Source organism: Bradyrhizobium sp. 41S5, assembly GCF_011516665.3.
Taxonomy (GTDB): Bacteria; Pseudomonadota; Alphaproteobacteria; order Rhizobiales; family Xanthobacteraceae; genus Bradyrhizobium; species Bradyrhizobium quebecense.
In genome coordinates this window covers 2,552,323-2,571,150 of the sequence record NZ_CP083721.1, presented here as the reverse complement: position 1 = coordinate 2,571,150, position 18,828 = coordinate 2,552,323, and the positions used below count along the sequence as shown (strand labels likewise).

The following is an 18,828-nucleotide window of genomic DNA, read 5'->3' as shown; positions in this document are numbered from 1 at the left end:
AGTCGTCTTTGCGACAGGTTGCCGCACCGGATAGAAGGTGCCCCGTGGAAGCAACCTCGAACGAAAAATCAGGGAGAGAAACACGATGAAATCGCTCTTGGCCGCAGCAGCGGCCGGCCTCGCGCTGGCGGTCTCCGGCACCGCGGCGAACGCCCAGATCTCCGACGACGTCGTCAAGCTCGGCGTGCTCACCGACATGTCGAGCCTCTATGCGGACGCCACCGGCAAGGGTTCGGTCGCCGCGGTCGAGATGGCGGTCGCAGATTACGGCGGCAAGGTGAAGGGCAAGCCGATCCAGGTCGTCGTGGCCGATCATCAGAACAAGCCCGACGTCGGCGTGAGCATCGCGCGCAACTGGTACGACAACGAGAAGGTCGATGCGATCCTCGACGTGCCGACCTCCTCGGTCGCGCTGCCGATTTCGGCGCTGACGCGCGAGAAGAACAAGATCAACATCAATTCCGGCGGCGGCTCCTCCGATATCACCGGCACCGCCTGCTCGCCCAACACCGTGCACTGGACCTACGACACCTACGCGCTGTCGAACGTCGCCGGCAAGGCGATGGTCAAGCGCGGCGACGACACCTGGTTCTTCGTCACCGCCGACTACGCCTTCGGCATGGCGCTGGAGCGCGACGCCGCCAACGTCGTCAAGGAGACCGGCGGCAAGGTGCTGGGCGACGTGCGCCATCCCCTCAACTCGTCGGACTTCTCGTCCTTCCTGCTGCAGGCGCAAGCCTCCAAGGCCAAGGTCGTGGCGCTGGCGAATGCCGGCGGCGACACCACCACCGCGCTGAAGCAGGCCGCCGAGTTCGGCCTGGCCCAGGGCGGCCAGAAGCTGATCGCGCTGCTGATGGAAATCACCGACACCCACGCGTTGGGCCTGAAGGCGACACAGGGCCTGATCGTCACCGACGCCTTCTACTGGGACATGAACGACGAGACCCGCGCCTTCTCGAAGCGTTTCAACGAAAAGGTCGGCCACATGCCGACCATGATCCAGGCCGGCCTCTATTCGGCGACCATGCATTACCTGAAGGCGATCGAGGCGATCGGCACCGACGAGGCGCCGAAGGTGATGGAGCAGATGCGCAAGACGCCGGTCAACGACTTCTTCGCCAAGAACGGCCATATCCGCATCGACGGCCGCATGGTGCACGACATGTACCTGTTCGAGACCAAGAAGCCCGAGGAATCCAAGGGCGAGTGGGATCTCTACAAGCTGATCGCCACCGTGCCCGGCGACGAAGCGTTCCGCCCGCTCGACAAGGGCGGCTGCCCGCTGGTGAAGTCGAACTGACCTGCAGGCTGCCGCGGGCCGGGTCGCCCGGATGTGCGCCCGATGACGGCCAACAAGAAATGCGCCCGGCCGCCACCGGGCGCATTTTTCTTTATTCCGCGGCAAGTCCCGGTAATCGCCCTCGTCAGCCGGCGCTATTCGCCATTCGCGCGCGGGATCATCCAGGTCGAATACGTCTGCCAGACGCCGTCACCCAGATTGCGTTGATAGGCGATGAAATCGGCATGGTCGCCGTGCACGAGCTCATAGCGATAGTACCTTGAGAGGTCGTCGATCTGCTTGGTCATGGAACGTCTCCGTCATAAGGGGAAGCCACTCTATTTCGACGTAGTCGGGCGGCGCCGGCGATCAATAGAATGATTGGTATCATTCAATCACAGACGCGAGAGCTGGTCTGATCCGGTTTGAGGATGTGGGGCGATCGACGCACATCCTCTTTGCTGGGCCTCAGCGCCCGGCACGATGCGCACTGCGGCGCGGCACGTGAACGACGCCGATGCCGCTCTCCTGCGCCTGCAGCGTTTGCAGCACCGCCGGCGGCAGCAACACCAGCCTAGCCGCGGGCGTCGGCGCGCCGTTATTGAGCACGTCGCGATACGGATACAGCGCCTGGTAGGCGGCCGGCTCGGAGATCGCGGCCTGGGCCGAGGCCGCCGTCGCCGTGATGGCCGACAGGGCCACAGCCAGCGCGACAGTTCTGAACGGCGTCGTTCTGAACGTCCTGGCGACGTGGGAAATCCTGGTAGTCATGGTAACGCTCCCGCGATTTACATCGCATACGATTAATTCGCTCGCGCCAGATAAAGGCATCGCACGACCGGTCTTCAAGTATCCCGATTTAATCGGATACGATTTATTCGGGCGCGGGCTTCAAATATCCGTGTGACCGGCGATGCCATGCGCGGCCCGCAATGGCGGCCTGCTCGGGCCACGCGGCAGCGGCGCGAAAGTCAGCGGGCACGCTGGCGGTCGCAGGCGCGAACCTCGGCGGAACCCAGGTTCAACGCCACGGCAACATGGCCGGTCACATGCAGCGAGCATGCGGGCTCCGCGCGCTTCAAAGGGTCCGGCCGATGCACGGCGCCAATCCCGCCGCCGCTGGAATTGTGCATGCAACCGCGCCTCGATGCGGCGCACATCGAAGCGAGATCGCGCCGATCGCACCGGAGGCGGTTGCTTCGGTCAAATTCGAGCCGGATCGGACAGGCGGCCGAGGTTGGCAGGATTTAACATCCACGCCATAGTGAATGACTATCCTGGTCGTGAGCCAATGTGGGGTCAGCTATGGACGTGTCACCTTCTGGTAACGAGAGCCGAAGCACGTCGGAGCCACCACAGGCAGCAGGCCAGGACAATGCGCACGCCGCGACGCGCATGCCGGCCATCATTGTCGGCGTCGTTGCAGCGATCATCGTTGCGCTCTCGGTCTACTATCTGCTGCGGCCCGAGCCGCTGCTCGTGCAGGGCGAGGTCGATGCAACGCGGCTCGATATCGCCGCGCGCGTCGACGGACGGGTCAAGGACATCCCGGTCGAGCGCGGCCAGAACGTGGCGGCGGGCGTCGTCCTGGTGCGCATCGACAACCCGGAAACGCTTGCGAAGCAAGACCAGATGCGCGCCGCCAAGGCCGTTGCAGACGCGCAGCTCGCCAACGTCATGGTTGGAACGCGAGTGGAAACCATTGCCGCGCGGAAGGCAGAAATGGAGCGTGCGGAGGCCGCGCAGGTGCTGGCGCAGAAGACCTTCGATCGCGCCAAGACACTGACCGAGCAAGGCAACGCGCCGCAGGCCCGTCTCGACCAGACCACCGATGCGCTGCACGAAGCCGAGCGCGGGCTCGACCAGGCGAAATCGGCCTATGAGCAGGCGGTCAACGGCTACACCAAGGAAGAACGCGCGATCGCGAAAGCCAATGTCGAGAAAGCCGAAGCCGACATTCAAAGCGTCCAGTCGGTGATCGATCAGCTCGCGGTCTACGCGCCGGTTGCCGCGCAAGTCTATCAGCGCAATGTCGAACCGGGCGAGTTCGTCTCGCCGGGCGTGCCGCTGGTGACGCTGATCAATCTCGGCGACCTGTGGATCCATTTCGATCTGCGCGAGGATCTGGTGAAGGGCCTGAAGGTCGGCGACAAGTTCGACGTCCGGATTCCGGCGCTCGACGACCGCCATGTCACGGTCGAGGTCAAGCTGATCGCCACCAAGGGCGAATATGCGAGCTGGCGGGCGACCCGCGCCACCGGCGATTTCGATTTGCGGACATTCTCGATCCGCGCCTATCCGGTGCAGCCGGTGCCTGAGCTGCGGCCCGGCATGAGCGCCTATCTCGACTGGCGGTCACGCCAATGAGGCTGGCCTCAAAGCCCGGATTCTGGCGGGTCGCACAGCGCGAATGCCGGTGGCTGTTGCGCGACCGCGTGGCATTGCTCTTGATCGTCGGCGTGCCGCTGTTCGCCTTCGTGGTGCTCACGGCCGTGTTCAGCCAACCGGTGATCCGGGGCCTTGGCGTCACGATCGTCGATACCGACAAGTCGGATACTTCGCGCGCGTTGACGCAGCAGGTCGCGGCGTCGCCGAGTCTCAGAATCGTCGACGATTCCGGCTCGCTGTCGTCAGCCGTACAGGACATCCGGTCCGGCAAGGCGATTTCGGCGATCTTCATCCCGCCGAATTTCGAACGCGACCTGAAGGCCGATCGCCGCCCGCAGGTCGTCGGCTTCTACAACCAGCAATTCCTGACGGCAGCCGGCATCGCATCGTCGGGCCTGAACGATGTGCTGTCCGCCGCCGCGAGCGCGGCCGCTCCCGCCAATCGCGCCGCCCCCGCCCCGGCGTCGATGGGAACGCTATCCGCAGAGACCATCGCGCTGGTCAATCCGCAGAAGAACTACGCGCAATTCCTGCTGCGTGCGCTGCTGCCGACGATCATCCACGTCGTGATCACGCTCGCCGCGGGCTATTCGGTCGGCTCCGAATTCCGCCGCCGCAACGCACGGGAGTGGCTCGAAAGCGCCGGCGGCGATCCGATCGCCGCGCTCGCCGGCAAACTGGCGCCGCTGTTCGTGATCTTCATCCTGATCATGCTGGCCCAGCCGCTGATCCTCGAGGGCGTGTTGCAGATTCCCTTCAAGGGCGACGTGCTGCTGATCATCGCCGCGGGGCTGCTTCTGATCATCGCCTATCTGTCGCTCGGCGCCCTGCTCCAGCTCCTGGTCCGCGACCTCGCGACGGGGCTCGGACTGGCTGGCCTGATCGCCTCCCCCGCCTTCGGCTATGCCGGTGTCGGCTTTCCCACCATCGGCATGAATACGTTTGCGCAGGTCTGGAGCGCGATCCTGCCGCTGCGCTGGTACATGTCGGTGCTGATGGGACAAGCGGCGCGCGGATTGCCGGCATCGGAATCGGCAATTCCCTTCGCGGCGCTCGCAGGCCTCACGCTGCTGTTTGCCGCGCTCGCATTGCTGCGCATGGTGAGCCTGACGCGCCGGGGCTGGTTTGCAACAGCGCGGCCCGAGGAGCCGCCAGCGAGCGAGCCGGCGCCAGCAGGCGTCGGCGGCGCCTTCGCGGCGGAGTGGCGGCGCGTGCTCGGAACGCGCAGTGCCTTCAGCCTGGTGTTCCTCGCGCCGCTGGTCTACGGCATCTATTATCCGCAACCCTATCTGAACCAGATCCTGCGCAAGCTGCCGATCGCGGTCGTCGACAATGATCTCAGCGATCTCTCACGCCAGGTCGTGGAGACGCTCGATGCCAGCGGCACATTGAGCGTGACGGTGCGCGCCCGCACCCTCGCAGAGGCACGCACCGCCATCGACCGCGGCTATGCATTTGCCGCCGTGCAGATCCCGTCCGGCACCGAACGCGACGTGCTCAAGGGCCTCACCGCGCACATCCCGGTCTACGCCGACGCCACCTATCTGTTCATCTTCCGGTCGACCGCAGGCGCCGTCGCCACCGCGATCGGCACGCTGACATCCGAACTGGTGTCGCGGGGCGCCCGCGCCGACGGAAGCCTGGTCAAGGCGAAGCTCGCGAGCCTCAGCCCGGCCAACGTCCTGCTGCAACCGATTTTCAACCCGGTCGGCGGCTATGCGAGTTACATCGTCCCAGCGGCGTTCATTCTGATCCTGCAACAGACGCTGTTGATCGGCGCGGCAATGCTGACCGGCACGGCGCTGGCGAATTCCCGCAACACGGTCGCGGGCGTGTTCGGGCGCGGCGTTGCCCATCTGACTATCTATCTGCCGGCGCTCGCGCTCTATCTGATCGTGCTGCCGCGGATCTATGGCTTCTCGACGCTGGGCCATCTGCCGCAGATCTTCGCGCTGGCGACCGTCTTCCTGCTGGCGACGAGCTTCCTGGGACAGGCGATCGGCGCCTGGTTCACGCGACCGGAGAACGCCACCATCCTGCTGCTGGCGACCAGCCTGCCGCAATTCTTCACCGCCGGCTTCGCCTGGCCGCGCGAGGCCATCCCCCCTGCGGCCACGGCGCTCGGCCGGCTGTTCCCGGCCGACTCGGCGATCGATGGCCTCGTGCGTATCAACCAGCTCGGCGCCAGCATCTGGGAGGTCTCGCATGACTGGCTGAGGCTGTGGTGTCTGGCCCTGGGCTATTTCGCGCTCGCCGTAATCTCCGCGCTGGTGTTCAAGAGAGGACAGCAACATGCCCAACGCTAGGCGCGTCGCCATTGTCGCGATCCCGCTTGTGCTCGTCGCGGGTGCGCTGATCTATGCCGAGAGCCGCGCGACGCCGGCCCCCGCAATCGTCGGCGTGGTCCGCTCGACCGAGGTCAGGATCGAGCCGGAAGTGAACGGCCAGCTGGTGTCGATCGCGGTCGAGAAAGGCGCCAAGGTGCACGCGGGCGACGTCCTCGCCAAACTCTCCGCGGTCGAGTTGAGCGCACAGGCGGACCAGGCGCGGGCCGCGCTCGCCGCCGCGGTGGCGAGCCGCAACAACGTCTATGCCGGCGTACGCCGCGAGCAGATCGACTCGCTGAAAGCCGCGATCTCCAAGGCCAATTCACGGCTCGACTATGTGGAGACCCAGCTCAAGCGGATCACCACGCTGGCGAGCCAGAGCTTTGAAACCCAGCAGGCGCTCGACCAGGCCGAGAACGACGTTGCCGCAGGCCGCGCCGGCGTGGCGGCGGCCCAGGCGAATTACGATGCCGCCGTCGCAGGGCCGACCAAAGAGGAGCGCGCCATCGCCGACGCGCAGGTGCAGGCGGCCGCGGCCGCCGTCGCAGTGCTCGAGCGCCGTCTCGACAAGATGGTCTTGCGCGCGCCGGTCGACGGCGTGGTCAGCGTGATCGCCGCGGAAGTGGGCGAGAACGTTCGCGCGGGTCAGCCGATCCTGATGATTGCTGCAGCCGGCAAGCAATGGCTGTCGTTCAATGTGCGCGAGGACCATCTCGACGGTCTTGCGATGGGCAAGACCGTGAGCGTGATACAGAACGGTTCCGGCGCCGCCACCAAGGCTGCCATCACCGAGTTGCGGCCGCTTGGGGTGTTCGCCACCTGGCAGGCCGAGCGGGTGATCGGCGATCACGACCGCAACACGCTGCGCCTGCGTCTCGACCCCGCAGGCGCCGCGGAAGGTCTCGAACCCGGCATGAGCGTCCGGATCGAACGTTGACGCGCACAACGCCCGGCCGCGAACCGCGATGACCTGCGCGCTCCGGCGCGTCCCGGAAGCTTCGTCTGCTCGCCTTGTCCAACGGTCATCGGACTGTCAGAAGATTGCGACAAGAAGACAATAGCGTCGGCCCTGTTGGGCTCGGCCCTCATGGCATCTCCCCGATGCCACGCAAGAGATGGAGACTTGGCCGTGAAGCAGATTCGTTCGCGACGGAAGGTGCATGTTGGCGCGATGCTGCTCGGTGCGGCGGCCTTGGCGGTCCTGCTGCCGTCGATGGCATCAGCGCAAACCGGCTCGGCGCCGGCCGGCGCCAAGCCGTTCCTGACCGTCGACGGCAAGCAGCCGCTCGTGATCGGGCATCGCGGCGTACCGGGCCTGGTGCCCGAGGAGACCGAGGCATCGTATGAGCTGGCCGCCGACCTCGGCACCGACGCGCTTGAAGAGGACCTGCATTTGACCAAGGATTGCGTGCTGGTGGCACGCCACAATCCATGGCTGGGCGACAACACCAACGTCGCCGAAGTGGCGAAGACCAATGCGGAAGTCGCGAAACGCAAGCGCACCGCGCCCGGCGTTCCCGCCAAGGTGAAATGGCCGCAAACACCCACCAGCGGGCCGGCCGAATATCTCACCGACCTCATCGACCCGGCCGATCCCAAATCGGTGCTGAAGGCGCTGATCGTGGACGGCGACGACCATACCAATGATTGGTCGATCACCGATTTCACGATGGACGAGCTGAAGACCTGGATCGCCGGCACCACCTATGATGCGGCCAACGAACGGCCGAAGCTGTTCAACGGCAAGTTTCCGGTCATCAGTTTCCAGGACATCATCGACATAGCCAAAGCCAAGGGCAAGGCGACGGGACGTTCGATCGCCGTCTATCCGGAAACCAAGAACCCGACCTGGAACAACGCCCAGGCGATCGCCAATGGCTGCGGCGCGCCCGGCAGCCACCCGCTTGAGGATGCCCTGATCAAGATCATCAGGGATAACGGCCTCAACGCGAAGGACGCGCCGATCATCGTTCAGAGCTTTGAGCCCGGCAGCCTGAAATATATGCGCAGCCATGGACTGGAGACGAGGCAGGTCCAGCTGATCGACGGCAACGGCGTCGACTTCAAGACCGGCAAGGTCCTGCTCAACAACATCGCCAATTCCCGCCCGTACGACTGGACGGTTGCGGGGGACTCCCGCACCTTCGATGCGATGCTGACGCCCGAGGGTCTCGCAGAGATCAAGACCTATGCCGACGGCATCGGTCCGTGGAAGGCCTATATCGTGCCCTACAAGATCTCGCCGTGGAAGGACAGCAACGCCGATGGCAAGCCCTACAAGGGATCGACGGCGGACGCCTCGACGCAGGACGCCACCAGTGTCATTGCCGACGCGCACAAGCGCGGCCTGTTCGTGCATGTCTTCACGTTCCGCAACGAGAAGAAGTATCTCGCCGCCGACTATCGCGGCGACCCGAGCCTGGAATATCTGAAATTCTTCCGTCTCGGCGTGGATGGGGTGTTCACCGATTTCACCCACACCGGCGTTGCCGCCCGCGCGGCTTACTTGCGTGAACTGGGCTGGTGATGCCGGCAACAGACGCGGATTTCATGCACCTTACGACAAATGCACCCGGCATCGCCGGGCGCATTCGTCTTTCAGGCAGCCTAACGCGCGTTACTCGGTCGCGTACTTGAACTCGGGCATCGCCTTCAGCTCATCCTTGGTCGCGCTGAACACCGCGTGATCCGGATACCAGGGATTCGATTTCGACGTCGCCGCCGCGGGCGCAGCGCCGGTGGTGGTCGTCGACTTGGTCGTGCTGCCGGTGTTCGAGGCACCGGTGTAGGCGACCGGCTCGTTGACGAACTTCACCTTGTCGAGCGGCACGGCGACCAGATGCTCGCCGACGCCAAGGAAGCCGCCGACGCCGATCACGACCACCTTGATGGCACCATCCTTGTCCATCAGGAGATCATTGATCGAGCCAACGCTCTCGTTGCTATCGTTGTACACGCTGAGGCCGACGACCTTGGACGCGCGCCAGTCGCCCTTGTACGAGGTCGTCGACGTGGCCGTTGTCGACGCCGCCGGTGCCATCTTGTCGCCCTTGTCGGCGGGTGCCTGCGCAAACGCGACGGTTGCAAGCAGTGCTGAGCCGGCCACGCCGGCAACGATGGATTTGATCAACATCATGCGCTCTCCTCAGTTCACAAAATCGATGCTGGGAGAACCCGTGATGTGCGTGACCGTTCCTAATCAGCCTGCGCTCAAAAGCCGCCCCAATGCCCGGGAACGCCACGGAAGCAGTGCGGCACCCGAGGGTTGCATGGAACGTTGCGGTGCTTGACGAAAGCGATCGTGATCTCTCAAGCAGGCTGCGGTTGAGCCTCACGACTGCGCCGGACGCGCAGTCCCTGATGTGACGACGTTTGGCTCACTAAGTCGCCCCGGCGAACCGCGCTTGCCCAAAATCATCCGCGCACGCATGTCGCAGCGCGCCCGCGCCAAGGAAGCTGATCGAGCGCGACGTGTTGCGCTCAGAAGCCGCCCCAATAGGGCGGCACGCCATAGAAGCGATGCAGCTCGACTTCCTGGGAGCGGTCGCCCCAATCGAAATCCTTGTCGGCGCGGAACGACGGCGCGCGCTTCAATTCGTCATCCTCGATGTCGAGTTCATAAGCCTCGAACTTAGGATTGTAGTGCAGCCGGGCCCACGGCAGCGGAAGCAGATTGGTTCCGATACCGAGGAAGCCGCCGAAGCTCAGCACCGCGTACGAAACCTTGCCCGAAATCTTGTCGATCATCAGCCGCTCGATATGGCCGATCATGTCGCCATTGGCGCGGCGCACCGCCGTGCCCTCGACCCGATCGCTTGCAATGAGCTGATGCGGCCTTGTCGCCACCTCGACAGCCATCTCATCCTCCTGGCCTGAAAGAGAAACAACGCGTCGCCCTGGGAACGGGTTCCGGCGTCGGATAGGACAGCGGTCCTCTCCTTTTTCGGACCGCCATGGCGCCGCGCGACCGACGTGCGGCATCGGAAACTTCCGCCCGTATTTCAATGGATTAGGCTTGATGACGGAACGATAACTTTTCTCCACGGCGCCGACCTGTTAACTTATCGTGCCGGGTAAGATTCCAGAAATGCACTGAAACAAAATTCCTGAGCCGTTTCACCCGAATCACAGACAAAAGATCGGTATGACCGAGGCTGCGCCCAATATCCTCGTCGTCGAGGACGACCGCGAAACGCGATCTCTCATCGCAAAATATCTCCGCACCAATTCCTGCAATGTCACGACCGCCTCCGACGGCCGCGAGATGGCCAAGGCCATGACCGATCACCGCGTGGATCTGCTGGTACTCGACGTCATGCTGCCGGGCGAGGACGGCCTCAGCCTGTGCCGCAAGGTGCGCGCGGAGTCGCAGACGCCGATCATCATGCTGACCGCGCGCGGCGAGGACGTCGACCGCATCCTCGGCCTCGAGATGGGCGCCGACGATTACCTGGCCAAGCCGTTCAACCCGCGCGAGTTGCTGGCGCGCATCAACGCGGTGCTGCGCCGGCAGGCCGCCGCGCGCAACGCCAGCGCGATCGAGGGGGCGACCACCCTGACCTTCCTCGGCTGGCGCATCGACATCCGCCTGCGCGAGCTGCGCAACCCTGAAGGGGCGCGCGTCGCCATGACCAGCGCCGAGTTCGACCTGCTGCGCACCTTCTGCGAACGGCCCGGCCGCGTGCTGTCGCGCGACAGCCTGCTCGACCTGACGCAAGGCCGCAGCGCCGGCTCGTTCGAGCGTTCGATCGACGTGCTGGTCAGCCGTATCAGACGCAAGATCGAGCCCGATCCGCAGGAAGCCACCATGATCAAGACGGTGCGGTCCGGCGGCTATGTGTTCACTCCGAGGGTGGAGGCGGTTGCCGCCACGAGCAACTGACCATGAAGCTGCCGCGCGTGCTGAGTCTGCGGGGGATCGGCGCCCAGATGGCGGCGCTGGTCGTCGTCTCGATCGTCACGCTGCACCTGATCATCACCGCCACCTTCCTGATCCATCGCCCGGACCGGCCGGAGCCGTCCGATCGCTGGCACACCCAGCTCGCCGCCGCCGCACAACTGCTCGGGCACGCGCCGGCATCGGAGCGGCCGCGGCTCCAGGCCGACATCATCAGAGCCTTCCCGCAGCTTGCGATCGGTGACCTGCCGGCCGATACCGGCACGCTCACCGAGACCGACCCGCCGAGCCTGCACGCGCTGCGCCGGCTCGGCGCCGGCTATCACGTCTACTCTCTGCCGCGCGAGGCGGGCAGGACGTCGCGTGACGGCGATATCCGCCGCGTCGCGATCCGCCTGCCCGACGGCGCCATGTTCGCCGCGAACCTGATGCCGGACCAGCACATGCGGCCGTTCTGGGGCGGGCCGTGGATGATGACGGTGTTGTTCGCGGTCATCAGCGTCACCCTGCTCGGCCTGTGGGCGGCATGGGCGCTGACGGCGCCGCTGTCATCCTTCGTCAAGGCCGCGGAGACCTTCAGCCTGAACGGTGCCGCCGCGCCGCTGCCCGAACGCGGCCCCGAGGAGATCCGCTCGCTGGCCAAGGCGCTGAACCGGATGCGCGAGCGGATCACGGCATTGATCGACGACCGCACCAAGATGCTGGCTGCCATCAGCCACGACCTGCGCACGCCGATCACGCGGATGCGGCTGCGCGCCGAATTCATCGAGGACGAGGCCCATCGCCACCGCATGCTGCGCGACCTCGACCAGATGCGCTCGATGCTGGAATCGGTGCTGTCGTTCCTGCGCAACGACCGCAAGCTCGAGGAGATGACGCTGGTCGACATCGCGAGCACGCTGCACCTCGTCACCGACCAGTTCGCCGACATGGGACACAAGGTCAGCTACGAAGGTCCGCAGCACGCGATGGCGACCGCGCGGCCGGCCGACCTGCATCGCAGCATCACCAATCTGGTCGACAATGCCGTGCGCTTCGGCGGCGAAGTCGCCGTTCGCCTCGACGTCAAGCCGGATCGCCTCGTCATCGACATCGAGGATGACGGCCCCGGCATTTCGGACGCACACAAGGCAAGCGTGCTGGAGCCGTTCGTGCGCGGCGACCAGGCGCGCAACATGGACGAGGCCGAAGGCTTTGGCCTTGGCCTGTCGATCGCCAACGCCATCGTGCTCGCGCATGGCGGTACGCTGTCGCTGCACGATCGCAAGCCGCATGGGCTGGTGGTCCGGATCGAACTGCCGGCGCGGCAGCAGCTGCTTCAATCGCCGCGGAAATCCGCGGCCTGATCAGGCTGATCTGATCGGCGACGAGCTGACCGAGAATCAAGGGATCAGGCGGCGAGCGGCGTGAGCTGCGCTGTGTCGTAGATCGCGATCGCCTCGAAGCGGTAATTGCAGGCGCGGCAATTCCACAGGAACGACGTGCGCCCCTCGCTGTGCTCCACCCAATCGGGGCGGGCAATCGGCTTGCCGCATTGCGCGCAGGGATTTTCGCGAGGCATGTAGCCGGTGTCCTGACGGACCATGGCGCATCTCCCGAATGTTGTTTTTTGCGTGCTTTGGAACGGACAGACGTGCTGACTCAACACGCGCGTCTGTCGTTGGATGCAGTGTAAACCTTCATCAAGTCGTTTGCACGACAATCCGCTGTGGATAGCGTGCGGCAAAGGGCGGCCGAGAAAATCGGCGGCCAAGAAGATCGGAGACAATTTTCGGCTGCGACGTTTGAAGCAAACAATTTGAAGCATCTGTCTTCGCAACCGCGTCGTGCGCTTCACCCGCACCCGGACAATCACGGACGCAGAACGTTTCGCCGATGCGAAGGTTCTGCCACATTCCTGCCCGCTCGCCGTACCAATAAGACCGCAGAACCGACGCGCGTTTGATCACCCCGGGCGACCCGAGATGAAGACCCTTCAGACCCTTAGCTGCCTTGCCGCCGCAATCGCGGTGCTGGCGTCCTGCGCCAGCGCGCGTGCACAATCGCGGGCGCAATATGAGGCGATGGTGGCGGCGGAAGCTCAGGCGAACCTGGTACCGGAAGAACTGGTGCATCGCGTCATCGTCCGCGAGAGCAAGTACCATCCGCAGCTGATCGGGCGCGGCGGCGCCATCGGGATGATGCAGATCAAGCTCGCGACCGCCCGCGGGGTCGGCTACACCGGTACCGCCGAAGGTCTGCGCGACGCCGCGACCAACCTCAAATACGGCGTCAAATACCTCGCCGGCGCCTATCGCGCCGCCAATGGGGATTTCGACCGAGCCGTGCGTTATTTCGCGGGCGGCTATTACTATGTCGCAAAGCGGCAGCGCGGCGGTCACCTCAAGGAGGCGATGCATGGCGGCGCGGGTGCGCCACCGAAGGAACTCGCCAAGCAAGAGCAAATGTCGGCCGAGACCGCCGAGCCAAAGCCGGAACAGGCTCCCAAATAGGTGCTTGCGTGTCCCGGAGGCGCTGCAACGCAAGCGTTGCTCCGCAGAGCCGGGACCTGCGTTTCGAAAGAATGGGCCCGGCTCAGCAGCGCACCGCCGTCGCGCTGGGCTGCGTCCGAGGCACGAGCGCTCTGCGCACGCCGCGGTGCCGCTCCTGGCATACAAGTTGACACATCCGCCCATCAGCCTACATTAGGCGCGTTCCGAGGGGTGCTCCGAAGGAGGAGCTGAGATACCGCAAGCTTGGACTTCGCCATCACGGCGATCAGTTCGGGACCGCGGTGACCCTTTGAACCTGATCCGGGTCATGCCGGCGAAGGGACAGGGATGTATCAGACGTCACAACCGCGGGGGGATTCCCCCGTCTCCGTCATCGGCGCAGGCATAACCGGCGCCTGGCATGCGTTGTTGCTCGCAGAGGCCGGACGTGCCGTCACCCTGCATGAGCGCAGTGACGCTGCGATGACGCAATCCACAAGCCACTGGGCCGGCGGCATGCTGGCGCCCTGGTGCGAGGCGGAGGCCTCCGAGCCTGTAATCTCGCGGCTCGGCATTCGTTCGCTCGACCTGTGGCGGCAGCATTTTCCGGAAACCCCGTTCAACGGCTCGCTGGTGGTGGCGCATCCGCGCGACCGCGCCGATTTCGAGCGCTTTGCCCGCCTCACGTCAGGCTATCGCCGGTTCGATGCGGAGGGCGTCCGCGAACTCGAGCCGTCGCTCGAGGGCCGCTTCCGTGACGGTCTGTTCTATCCCGACGAGGGCCATGTCGAGCCGCGCCGCGTGCTGCCGCGGCTGCATGCCGCCATCGCCAAGGCCGGCGGCGCCATCAAGTTCGGCAGCGACGCCGAGGCTGATGATCTCGACGGCCTCGTGATCGACTGCCGCGGTCTTGCCGCGCGCGACCGCGAGCCGAGCCTGCGCGGCGTCAAGGGCGAGATGATCGTCATCGAGACCGCGGAAGTCGAATTGTTGCGCCCGGTGCGGCTGATCCATCCGCGCTGGCCGCTCTACGTGATCCCGCGCGGCGACGGCCGTTTCATGCTGGGCGCGACCTCGATCGAGGCCGAGGACAACGGCGTCAGCGTGCGCTCGGCGCTGGAATTGCTCGGCGCCGCCTATGTGGTGCATCCGGCGTTCGGCGAGGCGCGCATCGTCGAATTCGGCGTCGGCCTGCGCCCGGCCTATCCGGACAATCTGCCCAAAATCAGCATCGAGCAGGACCGCATCACGGTGAACGGACTCTACCGTCACGGCTTCCTGCTCGCGCCGGCGCTGGCCGAACTGACGCTCGCCTATCTCGCGCGCGGCGAAATCGACAATGAGGTGATGCAATGCGCGTGATCGTCCAATGCGTGTGATCATAAACGGCGAGCAGCGGGAGATCGCGGCTTCCAGCGTCGACGCGCTCCTGGCCGAGCTCGACTACGAGGGCACGCATTTCGCGATCGCCCTGAATTACGACGTGGTGCCGAAGAGCCGCTGGGCCGAGACCGCACTCAAGGCTGGCGACGAGATCGAGATCATTACGCCGCGGCAAGGAGGGTGATGTGAATTTGTTCGCACACTCCCTCCCCGAGTCGTCCCGGCCGAGTGCGCGCTTGCGCACGGAGCCGGGACCCATAACCACGACCGGCAATTGTCGGAAAGAACGTCGTCCCGCGTGCCCCATGAAGGGCCGCGGCGTATGGGTCCCGGCTTTCGCCGGGACGACGAGTTGAGTGTGGGGCTGAGAGCAGAGAGACAATGACATCATGGTCACCTTCTACGGCAAATCCTTCCCCTCCCGCCTGCTGATCGGCACGGCGCTGTATCCGTCGCCTGCGATCATGCAGGGCGCGATCCGCGCCTCCGGCGCCAGCATCGTCACGGTGTCGCTGCGGCGCGAGGCGGCGGGCGGCAAGACCGGCGATGCGTTTTGGGCGCTGATCCGCGAGCTCGGCGTTACCGTGCTGCCGAACACCGCGGGCTGCCGCAGCGTGCGCGAGGCGGTCACCACCGCGAAGCTGGCGCGCGAATTGTTCGGCACGCCCTGGATCAAGCTCGAGGTGATCGCCGACAACGACACGCTGCAGCCCGACGTCGTCGGCCTGGTCGAGGCCGCCGCCATCCTGATCAAGGACGGTTTTGAAGTGTTCCCCTATTGCACCGAGGATCTCTCGGTCGCCTCGCGGCTGGTCGAAGCAGGGTGCAAGGTGGTGATGCCGTGGGCCGCGCCGATCGGCAGCGCCAAGGGCATCACCAACCGCGACGCGCTGAAACTGCTGCGCGACCGCCTGCCCGACATCACGCTGGTGGTCGATGCCGGCCTCGGCGCGCCGTCGCATGCGGCGCAAGCGCTCGAGCTCGGCTACGACGCCGTGCTGCTCAACACCGCGGTGGCGAAAGCCGCCGATCCGGTTGCGATGGCCAACGCCTTCCGGCTCGGCGTCGAGGCCGGCCGCACCGCCTATGAAGCCGGGCTGATGGAAGCCCGCGACTTCGCCTCCCCCTCCACCCCTGTCGTTGGGACCCCGTTCTGGCATGCCGTATCCTGATCCGTTCTATCCCGTCGTCGACAGCATCGAGTGGGTCGAACGCCTGACCAAGCTCGGCGTCGGCACCATCCAGCTGCGCGCCAAAGAGCTTGACGATGCCGAGGCGTTGCAGATCGTCAGCGACGCGCTCGCCGTGACCAGGGGCAGGGGCACAAAACTCGTCGTCAACGATTACTGGCGCGCGGCGATCGTCGCCGGCGCCGAGCATCTGCATCTCGGCCAGGAAGATCTCGCGGGAGCCGACCTCTCTGAAATCCGCAAGGCCAAACTCACGCTCGGCGTCTCCACGCACGATGACGCCGAGCTCGCAACCGCGCTCGCGGCGAAACCCGATTACGTCGCGCTCGGCCCGATCTTCTTCACCACGCTGAAGTCGATGCGGTTCGAGCCGCAGGGCATACCGAAGATCACCGAGTGGAAGAAGCGCATCGGCGCGATCCCCCTGGTCGCGATCGGCGGCATCAAGTTCGAGCACGCCGCCGAGATCTTCGCCGCCGGCGCCGATTCGATCGCCGTCGTCTCCGACGTTACCCAGAACGCCGACCCCGACGCGCGGGTGCGGCAATGGCTCGGCCTCAACGCGGAGGCCGCGTGATGCACCCTGTCCAAAAGTCTCGTGCCACTCCACACACTCTGCCGTCATCGCCCGGCTTGACCGGGCGACCCAGTACGCCGCGGCGTCTCCGTATCCCGCCGCGGCCTCTGGAATACTGGATCCCCGCCTTCGCGGGGATGACAGCCATGTTTGTCTCTCGCGCAGCGATGCCAACGAATTGAAGTAAGGAGGATTCCATGAACATCCGCTCCAACCCCGACACCACGCTCCCCGCCGTCACCACCGGCGCGCTGCCCTCCTCGCGCAAGATCTTTGCGACGCCTGCGGCCGCGCCCGACATCCGCGTGCCGCTGCGCGAGATCATCCTGTCGGAAGGCGCCGGCGAGCCGAACCTGCCGGTCTATGACACCTCGGGCCCCTACACCGATCCGGCCGTGACGATCGACGTCAACAGCGGACTGCCGCGCAATCGCCTCGCCTGGGTCAAGGAGCGCGGCGGCGTCGAGGAATATGAGGGCCGCGACATCAAGCCCGAGGACAACGGCAATGTCGGCGCATCGCATGCCGCCAAGGCCTTCACCGCGCACCACAAGCCGCTGCGCGGCCTCGACGGCCACAAGATCACACAGCTCGAGTTCGCCCGCGCCGGCATCATCACCAAGGAGATGATCTACGTCGCCGAGCGCGAGAATCTCGGCCGCAAGCAGCAGCTCGAGCGTGCGGAAGCAGCCCTTGCCGACGGCGAAAGCTTCGGCGCGTCGGTGCCGGCCTTCATCACGCCGGAATTCGTCCGCTCGGAGATCGCGCGGGGACGGGCCATCATCCCCTCCAACATCAACCATGCCGAGCTCGAGCCGATGATCATCGGCCGCAACTTCCTCACAAAAATCAACGCCAATATCGGCAATTCGGCGGTGACCTCCTCGGTCGAGGAAGAGGTCGACAAGATGGTGTGGGCGATCCGCTGGGGCGCCGACACCGTGATGGACCTCTCCACCGGGCGCAACATCCACACCACCCGCGAATGGATCCTGCGCAACTCGCCGGTGCCGATCGGCACCGTGCCGATCTACCAGGCGCTGGAGAAGTGCGAAGGCGATCCCGTCAAGCTGACCTGGGAGCTCTACAAGGACACCCTGATCGAGCAGTGCGAACAGGGCGTCGACTATTTCACGATCCACGCAGGCGTCAGGCTGTCCTACATCCACCTCACCGCCAACCGCGTCACCGGCATCGTGTCGCGCGGCGGCTCGATCATGGCGAAGTGGTGCCTCGCGCATCACAAGGAGAGCTTCCTCTACACCCATTTCGACGAGATCTGCGACCTCATGCGCAAGTATGACGTCTCGTTCTCGCTCGGCGACGGCCTGCGCCCCGGCTCGATCGCCGACGCCAACGACCGCGCGCAGTTCGCCGAGCTCGAGACGCTCGGCGAGCTGACCAAGATCGCGTGGGACAAGGGCTGCCAGGTCATGATCGAGGGCCCCGGCCACGTGCCGATGCACAAGATCAAGATCAACATGGACAAGCAGCTCAAGGAATGCGGCGAGGCGCCGTTCTACACCCTCGGGCCGCTGACCACCGACATCGCGCCGGGCTATGACCACATCACCTCGGGCATTGGTGCGGCGATGATCGGCTGGTTCGGCTGCGCGATGCTCTGCTACGTCACGCCGAAGGAGCATCTCGGCCTGCCCGACCGCAACGACGTCAAGGTCGGCGTCATCACCTACAAGATCGCGGCCCACGCCTCCGATCTCGCCAAGGGCCACCCCGCCGCGCAGCTCCGCGACGATGCGCTCTCCCGCGCCCGCTTCGACTTCCGCTGGCAGGACCAGTTCAACCTCGGCCTCGATCCCGAGACCGCGAAGAACTTCCACGACGAGACGCTGCCGAAGGAAGCCCACAAGGTCGCGCATTTCTGCTCGATGTGCGGCCCGAAATTCTGCTCGATGAAGATCACCCAGGACGTCCGCGACTACGCCGCGACGCTCAACGACCCGACGAGTGTCGGGGCGTCGATCTCAGGCACCATCGAGGACGGCATGGCGACGATGAGCGCCAAGTTCAAGGAGATGGGCGAGAACCTGTATCTCGACGCGGAGAAGGTGAAGGAGAGCAATCGGGTGTTGTGAGGCGCCCCCCTCACCACTCCGCATGCCCGGGCTCGACCCGGGTATCCATCCAAAACGAAGAGGCCGGGCGACAGCCTGGCCTCTTTGCTTCTAGGGCGCGTACGCATCAATCCATTGCGCGTGTGCGAGATGGCAATGCCCTCTCAAACACGGACACTGACGGTGCATAAATTTGATATCAGCTACGGGTCAGGAGCTGACATTAGCGAAACCTGCCCAA

The 18,828-nt window shown here is 65.2% G+C and carries 18 protein-coding genes and 1 riboswitch; of the genes, 13 read left to right on the top strand and 5 right to left on the bottom strand.

Going from position 1 to position 18,828, the window contains the following annotated elements:
* Positions 1-85: 85 nt before the first annotated feature.
* Positions 86-1,300 carry an ABC transporter substrate-binding protein gene (locus HAP47_RS12085; RefSeq protein WP_173638049.1) on the top strand — a complete coding sequence of 405 codons (1,215 nt, stop codon included), beginning with the start codon at positions 86-88 and terminating at the stop codon, positions 1,298-1,300.
* Positions 1,301-1,434: 134 nt separating this feature from the next.
* Here the strand turns inward: HAP47_RS12085 and HAP47_RS12080 are convergent, their stop codons facing one another.
* Positions 1,435-1,587 carry a hypothetical protein gene (locus HAP47_RS12080; protein WP_173638050.1) on the bottom strand — a complete coding sequence of 51 codons (153 nt, stop codon included), beginning with the start codon at positions 1,585-1,587 and terminating at the stop codon, positions 1,435-1,437.
* A 160-nt stretch (positions 1,588-1,747) separates the two neighbouring features.
* Complete coding sequence (locus tag HAP47_RS12075) at positions 1,748-2,050, bottom strand: hypothetical protein (protein ID WP_173637092.1); 303 nt, start codon at positions 2,048-2,050, stop codon at positions 1,748-1,750.
* Positions 2,051-2,674: 624 nt separating this feature from the next.
* Between HAP47_RS12075 and HAP47_RS12070 the strand changes: the two genes are divergently transcribed.
* The 4 genes from HAP47_RS12070 to HAP47_RS12055 all read left to right on the top strand — a co-directional run bounded on the left by HAP47_RS12070 (position 2,675) and on the right by HAP47_RS12055 (position 8,521).
* On the top strand, positions 2,675-3,646 hold the full coding sequence (locus HAP47_RS12070) for an HlyD family secretion protein (RefSeq protein WP_231168845.1): 972 nt from the start codon (positions 2,675-2,677) through the stop codon (positions 3,644-3,646).
* Complete coding sequence (locus tag HAP47_RS12065; protein WP_173638052.1) at positions 3,643-5,973, top strand: ABC transporter permease; 2,331 nt, start codon at positions 3,643-3,645, stop codon at positions 5,971-5,973. Before HAP47_RS12070 ends, HAP47_RS12065 begins: the two co-directional genes overlap by 4 nt.
* Entirely contained in the window at positions 5,960-6,931 is a 972-nt protein-coding gene (locus HAP47_RS12060; protein WP_173638053.1) for an HlyD family secretion protein, read from the top strand. The genes HAP47_RS12065 and HAP47_RS12060 overlap by 14 nt, the downstream gene beginning before the upstream one ends.
* A gap of 192 nt (positions 6,932-7,123) precedes the next feature.
* Positions 7,124-8,521 (top strand): glycerophosphodiester phosphodiesterase family protein, encoded by a 1,398-nt coding sequence (locus tag HAP47_RS12055; protein WP_231168844.1) that lies wholly within the window; start codon positions 7,124-7,126, stop codon positions 8,519-8,521.
* A gap of 90 nt (positions 8,522-8,611) precedes the next feature.
* Here the strand turns inward: HAP47_RS12055 and HAP47_RS12050 are convergent, their stop codons facing one another.
* Positions 8,612-9,127, bottom strand: a complete 516-nt coding sequence (locus HAP47_RS12050; RefSeq protein WP_173638054.1) for a PRC-barrel domain-containing protein — start codon at positions 9,125-9,127, stop codon at positions 8,612-8,614.
* A 347-nt stretch (positions 9,128-9,474) separates the two neighbouring features.
* Complete coding sequence (locus HAP47_RS12045; RefSeq protein ID WP_173638055.1) at positions 9,475-9,852, bottom strand: PRC-barrel domain-containing protein; 378 nt, start codon at positions 9,850-9,852, stop codon at positions 9,475-9,477.
* A gap of 286 nt (positions 9,853-10,138) precedes the next feature.
* On the opposite strand from HAP47_RS12045, the gene HAP47_RS12040 reads away from it, so the two are divergent.
* Both HAP47_RS12040 and HAP47_RS12035 read left to right on the top strand, forming a co-directional pair.
* Positions 10,139-10,876 (top strand): response regulator, encoded by a 738-nt coding sequence (locus tag HAP47_RS12040; RefSeq protein ID WP_173638056.1) that lies wholly within the window; start codon positions 10,139-10,141, stop codon positions 10,874-10,876.
* Between the two features lie 2 nt (positions 10,877-10,878).
* Positions 10,879-12,237: an ATP-binding protein gene (locus HAP47_RS12035; RefSeq protein WP_173638057.1), complete on the top strand. Its 1,359-nt coding sequence runs from the start codon at positions 10,879-10,881 to the stop codon at positions 12,235-12,237.
* Positions 12,238-12,281: 44 nt separating this feature from the next.
* Here the strand turns inward: HAP47_RS12035 and HAP47_RS12030 are convergent, their stop codons facing one another.
* Positions 12,282-12,476: a hypothetical protein gene (locus HAP47_RS12030; protein WP_050403193.1), complete on the bottom strand. Its 195-nt coding sequence runs from the start codon at positions 12,474-12,476 to the stop codon at positions 12,282-12,284.
* A 379-nt stretch (positions 12,477-12,855) separates the two neighbouring features.
* Here HAP47_RS12030 and HAP47_RS12025 point away from each other — a divergent pair, with 379 nt between their 5' ends.
* The 6 genes from HAP47_RS12025 to thiC all read left to right on the top strand — a co-directional run bounded on the left by HAP47_RS12025 (position 12,856) and on the right by thiC (position 18,608).
* Positions 12,856-13,383, top strand: a complete 528-nt coding sequence (locus HAP47_RS12025; protein ID WP_173638058.1) for a lytic transglycosylase domain-containing protein — start codon at positions 12,856-12,858, stop codon at positions 13,381-13,383.
* Positions 13,384-13,579: 196 nt separating this feature from the next.
* Positions 13,580-13,723, top strand: a riboswitch (TPP riboswitch).
* Complete coding sequence (locus HAP47_RS12020) at positions 13,711-14,724, top strand: FAD-dependent oxidoreductase (RefSeq protein ID WP_173638059.1); 1,014 nt, start codon at positions 13,711-13,713, stop codon at positions 14,722-14,724. (Overlaps the previous riboswitch by 13 nt.)
* Positions 14,725-14,731: 7 nt before the next feature.
* Positions 14,732-14,929, top strand: a complete 198-nt coding sequence (gene thiS, locus HAP47_RS12015) for a sulfur carrier protein ThiS (protein WP_173638060.1) — start codon at positions 14,732-14,734, stop codon at positions 14,927-14,929.
* Between the two features lie 205 nt (positions 14,930-15,134).
* Positions 15,135-15,917, top strand: coding sequence for a thiazole synthase (locus tag HAP47_RS12010; RefSeq protein ID WP_173638061.1), 783 nt, complete (start codon positions 15,135-15,137; stop codon positions 15,915-15,917).
* A complete protein-coding gene (locus HAP47_RS12005) occupies positions 15,904-16,512 on the top strand; it encodes a thiamine phosphate synthase (RefSeq protein ID WP_173638062.1) in 609 nt (202 codons plus the stop codon). Before HAP47_RS12010 ends, HAP47_RS12005 begins: the two co-directional genes overlap by 14 nt.
* A 197-nt stretch (positions 16,513-16,709) precedes the next feature.
* The gene (gene thiC, locus HAP47_RS12000; RefSeq protein ID WP_173638063.1) at positions 16,710-18,608 is read left to right on the top strand and encodes a phosphomethylpyrimidine synthase ThiC; all 1,899 of its coding nucleotides are present in this window, start codon (positions 16,710-16,712) and stop codon (positions 18,606-18,608) included.
* Positions 18,609-18,828 lie beyond the last annotated feature (220 nt).

Bases quoted from the DNA above. Each gene is read 5' to 3' on its own strand.
- HAP47_RS12085 (WP_173638049.1), top strand. From the start codon at position 86: ATGAAATCGCTCTTGGCCGCAGCAGCGGCCGGCCTCGCGCTGGCGGTC.
- HAP47_RS12080 (WP_173638050.1), bottom strand. From the start codon at position 1,587: ATGACCAAGCAGATCGACGACCTCTCAAGGTACTATCGCTATGAGCTC.
- HAP47_RS12075 (WP_173637092.1), bottom strand. From the start codon at position 2,050: ATGACTACCAGGATTTCCCACGTCGCCAGGACGTTCAGAACGACGCCG.
- HAP47_RS12070 (WP_231168845.1), top strand. From the start codon at position 2,675: ATGCCGGCCATCATTGTCGGCGTCGTTGCAGCGATCATCGTTGCGCTC.
- HAP47_RS12065 (WP_173638052.1), top strand. From the start codon at position 3,643: ATGAGGCTGGCCTCAAAGCCCGGATTCTGGCGGGTCGCACAGCGCGAA.
- HAP47_RS12060 (WP_173638053.1), top strand. From the start codon at position 5,960: ATGCCCAACGCTAGGCGCGTCGCCATTGTCGCGATCCCGCTTGTGCTC.
- HAP47_RS12050 (WP_173638054.1), bottom strand. From the start codon at position 9,127: ATGTTGATCAAATCCATCGTTGCCGGCGTGGCCGGCTCAGCACTGCTT.
- HAP47_RS12045 (WP_173638055.1), bottom strand. From the start codon at position 9,852: ATGGCTGTCGAGGTGGCGACAAGGCCGCATCAGCTCATTGCAAGCGAT.
- HAP47_RS12040 (WP_173638056.1), top strand. From the start codon at position 10,139: ATGACCGAGGCTGCGCCCAATATCCTCGTCGTCGAGGACGACCGCGAA.
- HAP47_RS12035 (WP_173638057.1), top strand. From the start codon at position 10,879: ATGAAGCTGCCGCGCGTGCTGAGTCTGCGGGGGATCGGCGCCCAGATG.
- HAP47_RS12030 (WP_050403193.1), bottom strand. From the start codon at position 12,476: ATGGTCCGTCAGGACACCGGCTACATGCCTCGCGAAAATCCCTGCGCG.
- HAP47_RS12025 (WP_173638058.1), top strand. From the start codon at position 12,856: ATGAAGACCCTTCAGACCCTTAGCTGCCTTGCCGCCGCAATCGCGGTG.
- HAP47_RS12020 (WP_173638059.1), top strand. From the start codon at position 13,711: ATGTATCAGACGTCACAACCGCGGGGGGATTCCCCCGTCTCCGTCATC.
- thiS (WP_173638060.1), top strand. From the start codon at position 14,732: ATGCGTGTGATCATAAACGGCGAGCAGCGGGAGATCGCGGCTTCCAGC.
- HAP47_RS12010 (WP_173638061.1), top strand. From the start codon at position 15,135: ATGGTCACCTTCTACGGCAAATCCTTCCCCTCCCGCCTGCTGATCGGC.
- HAP47_RS12005 (WP_173638062.1), top strand. From the start codon at position 15,904: ATGCCGTATCCTGATCCGTTCTATCCCGTCGTCGACAGCATCGAGTGG.
- thiC (WP_173638063.1), top strand. From the start codon at position 16,710: ATGAACATCCGCTCCAACCCCGACACCACGCTCCCCGCCGTCACCACC.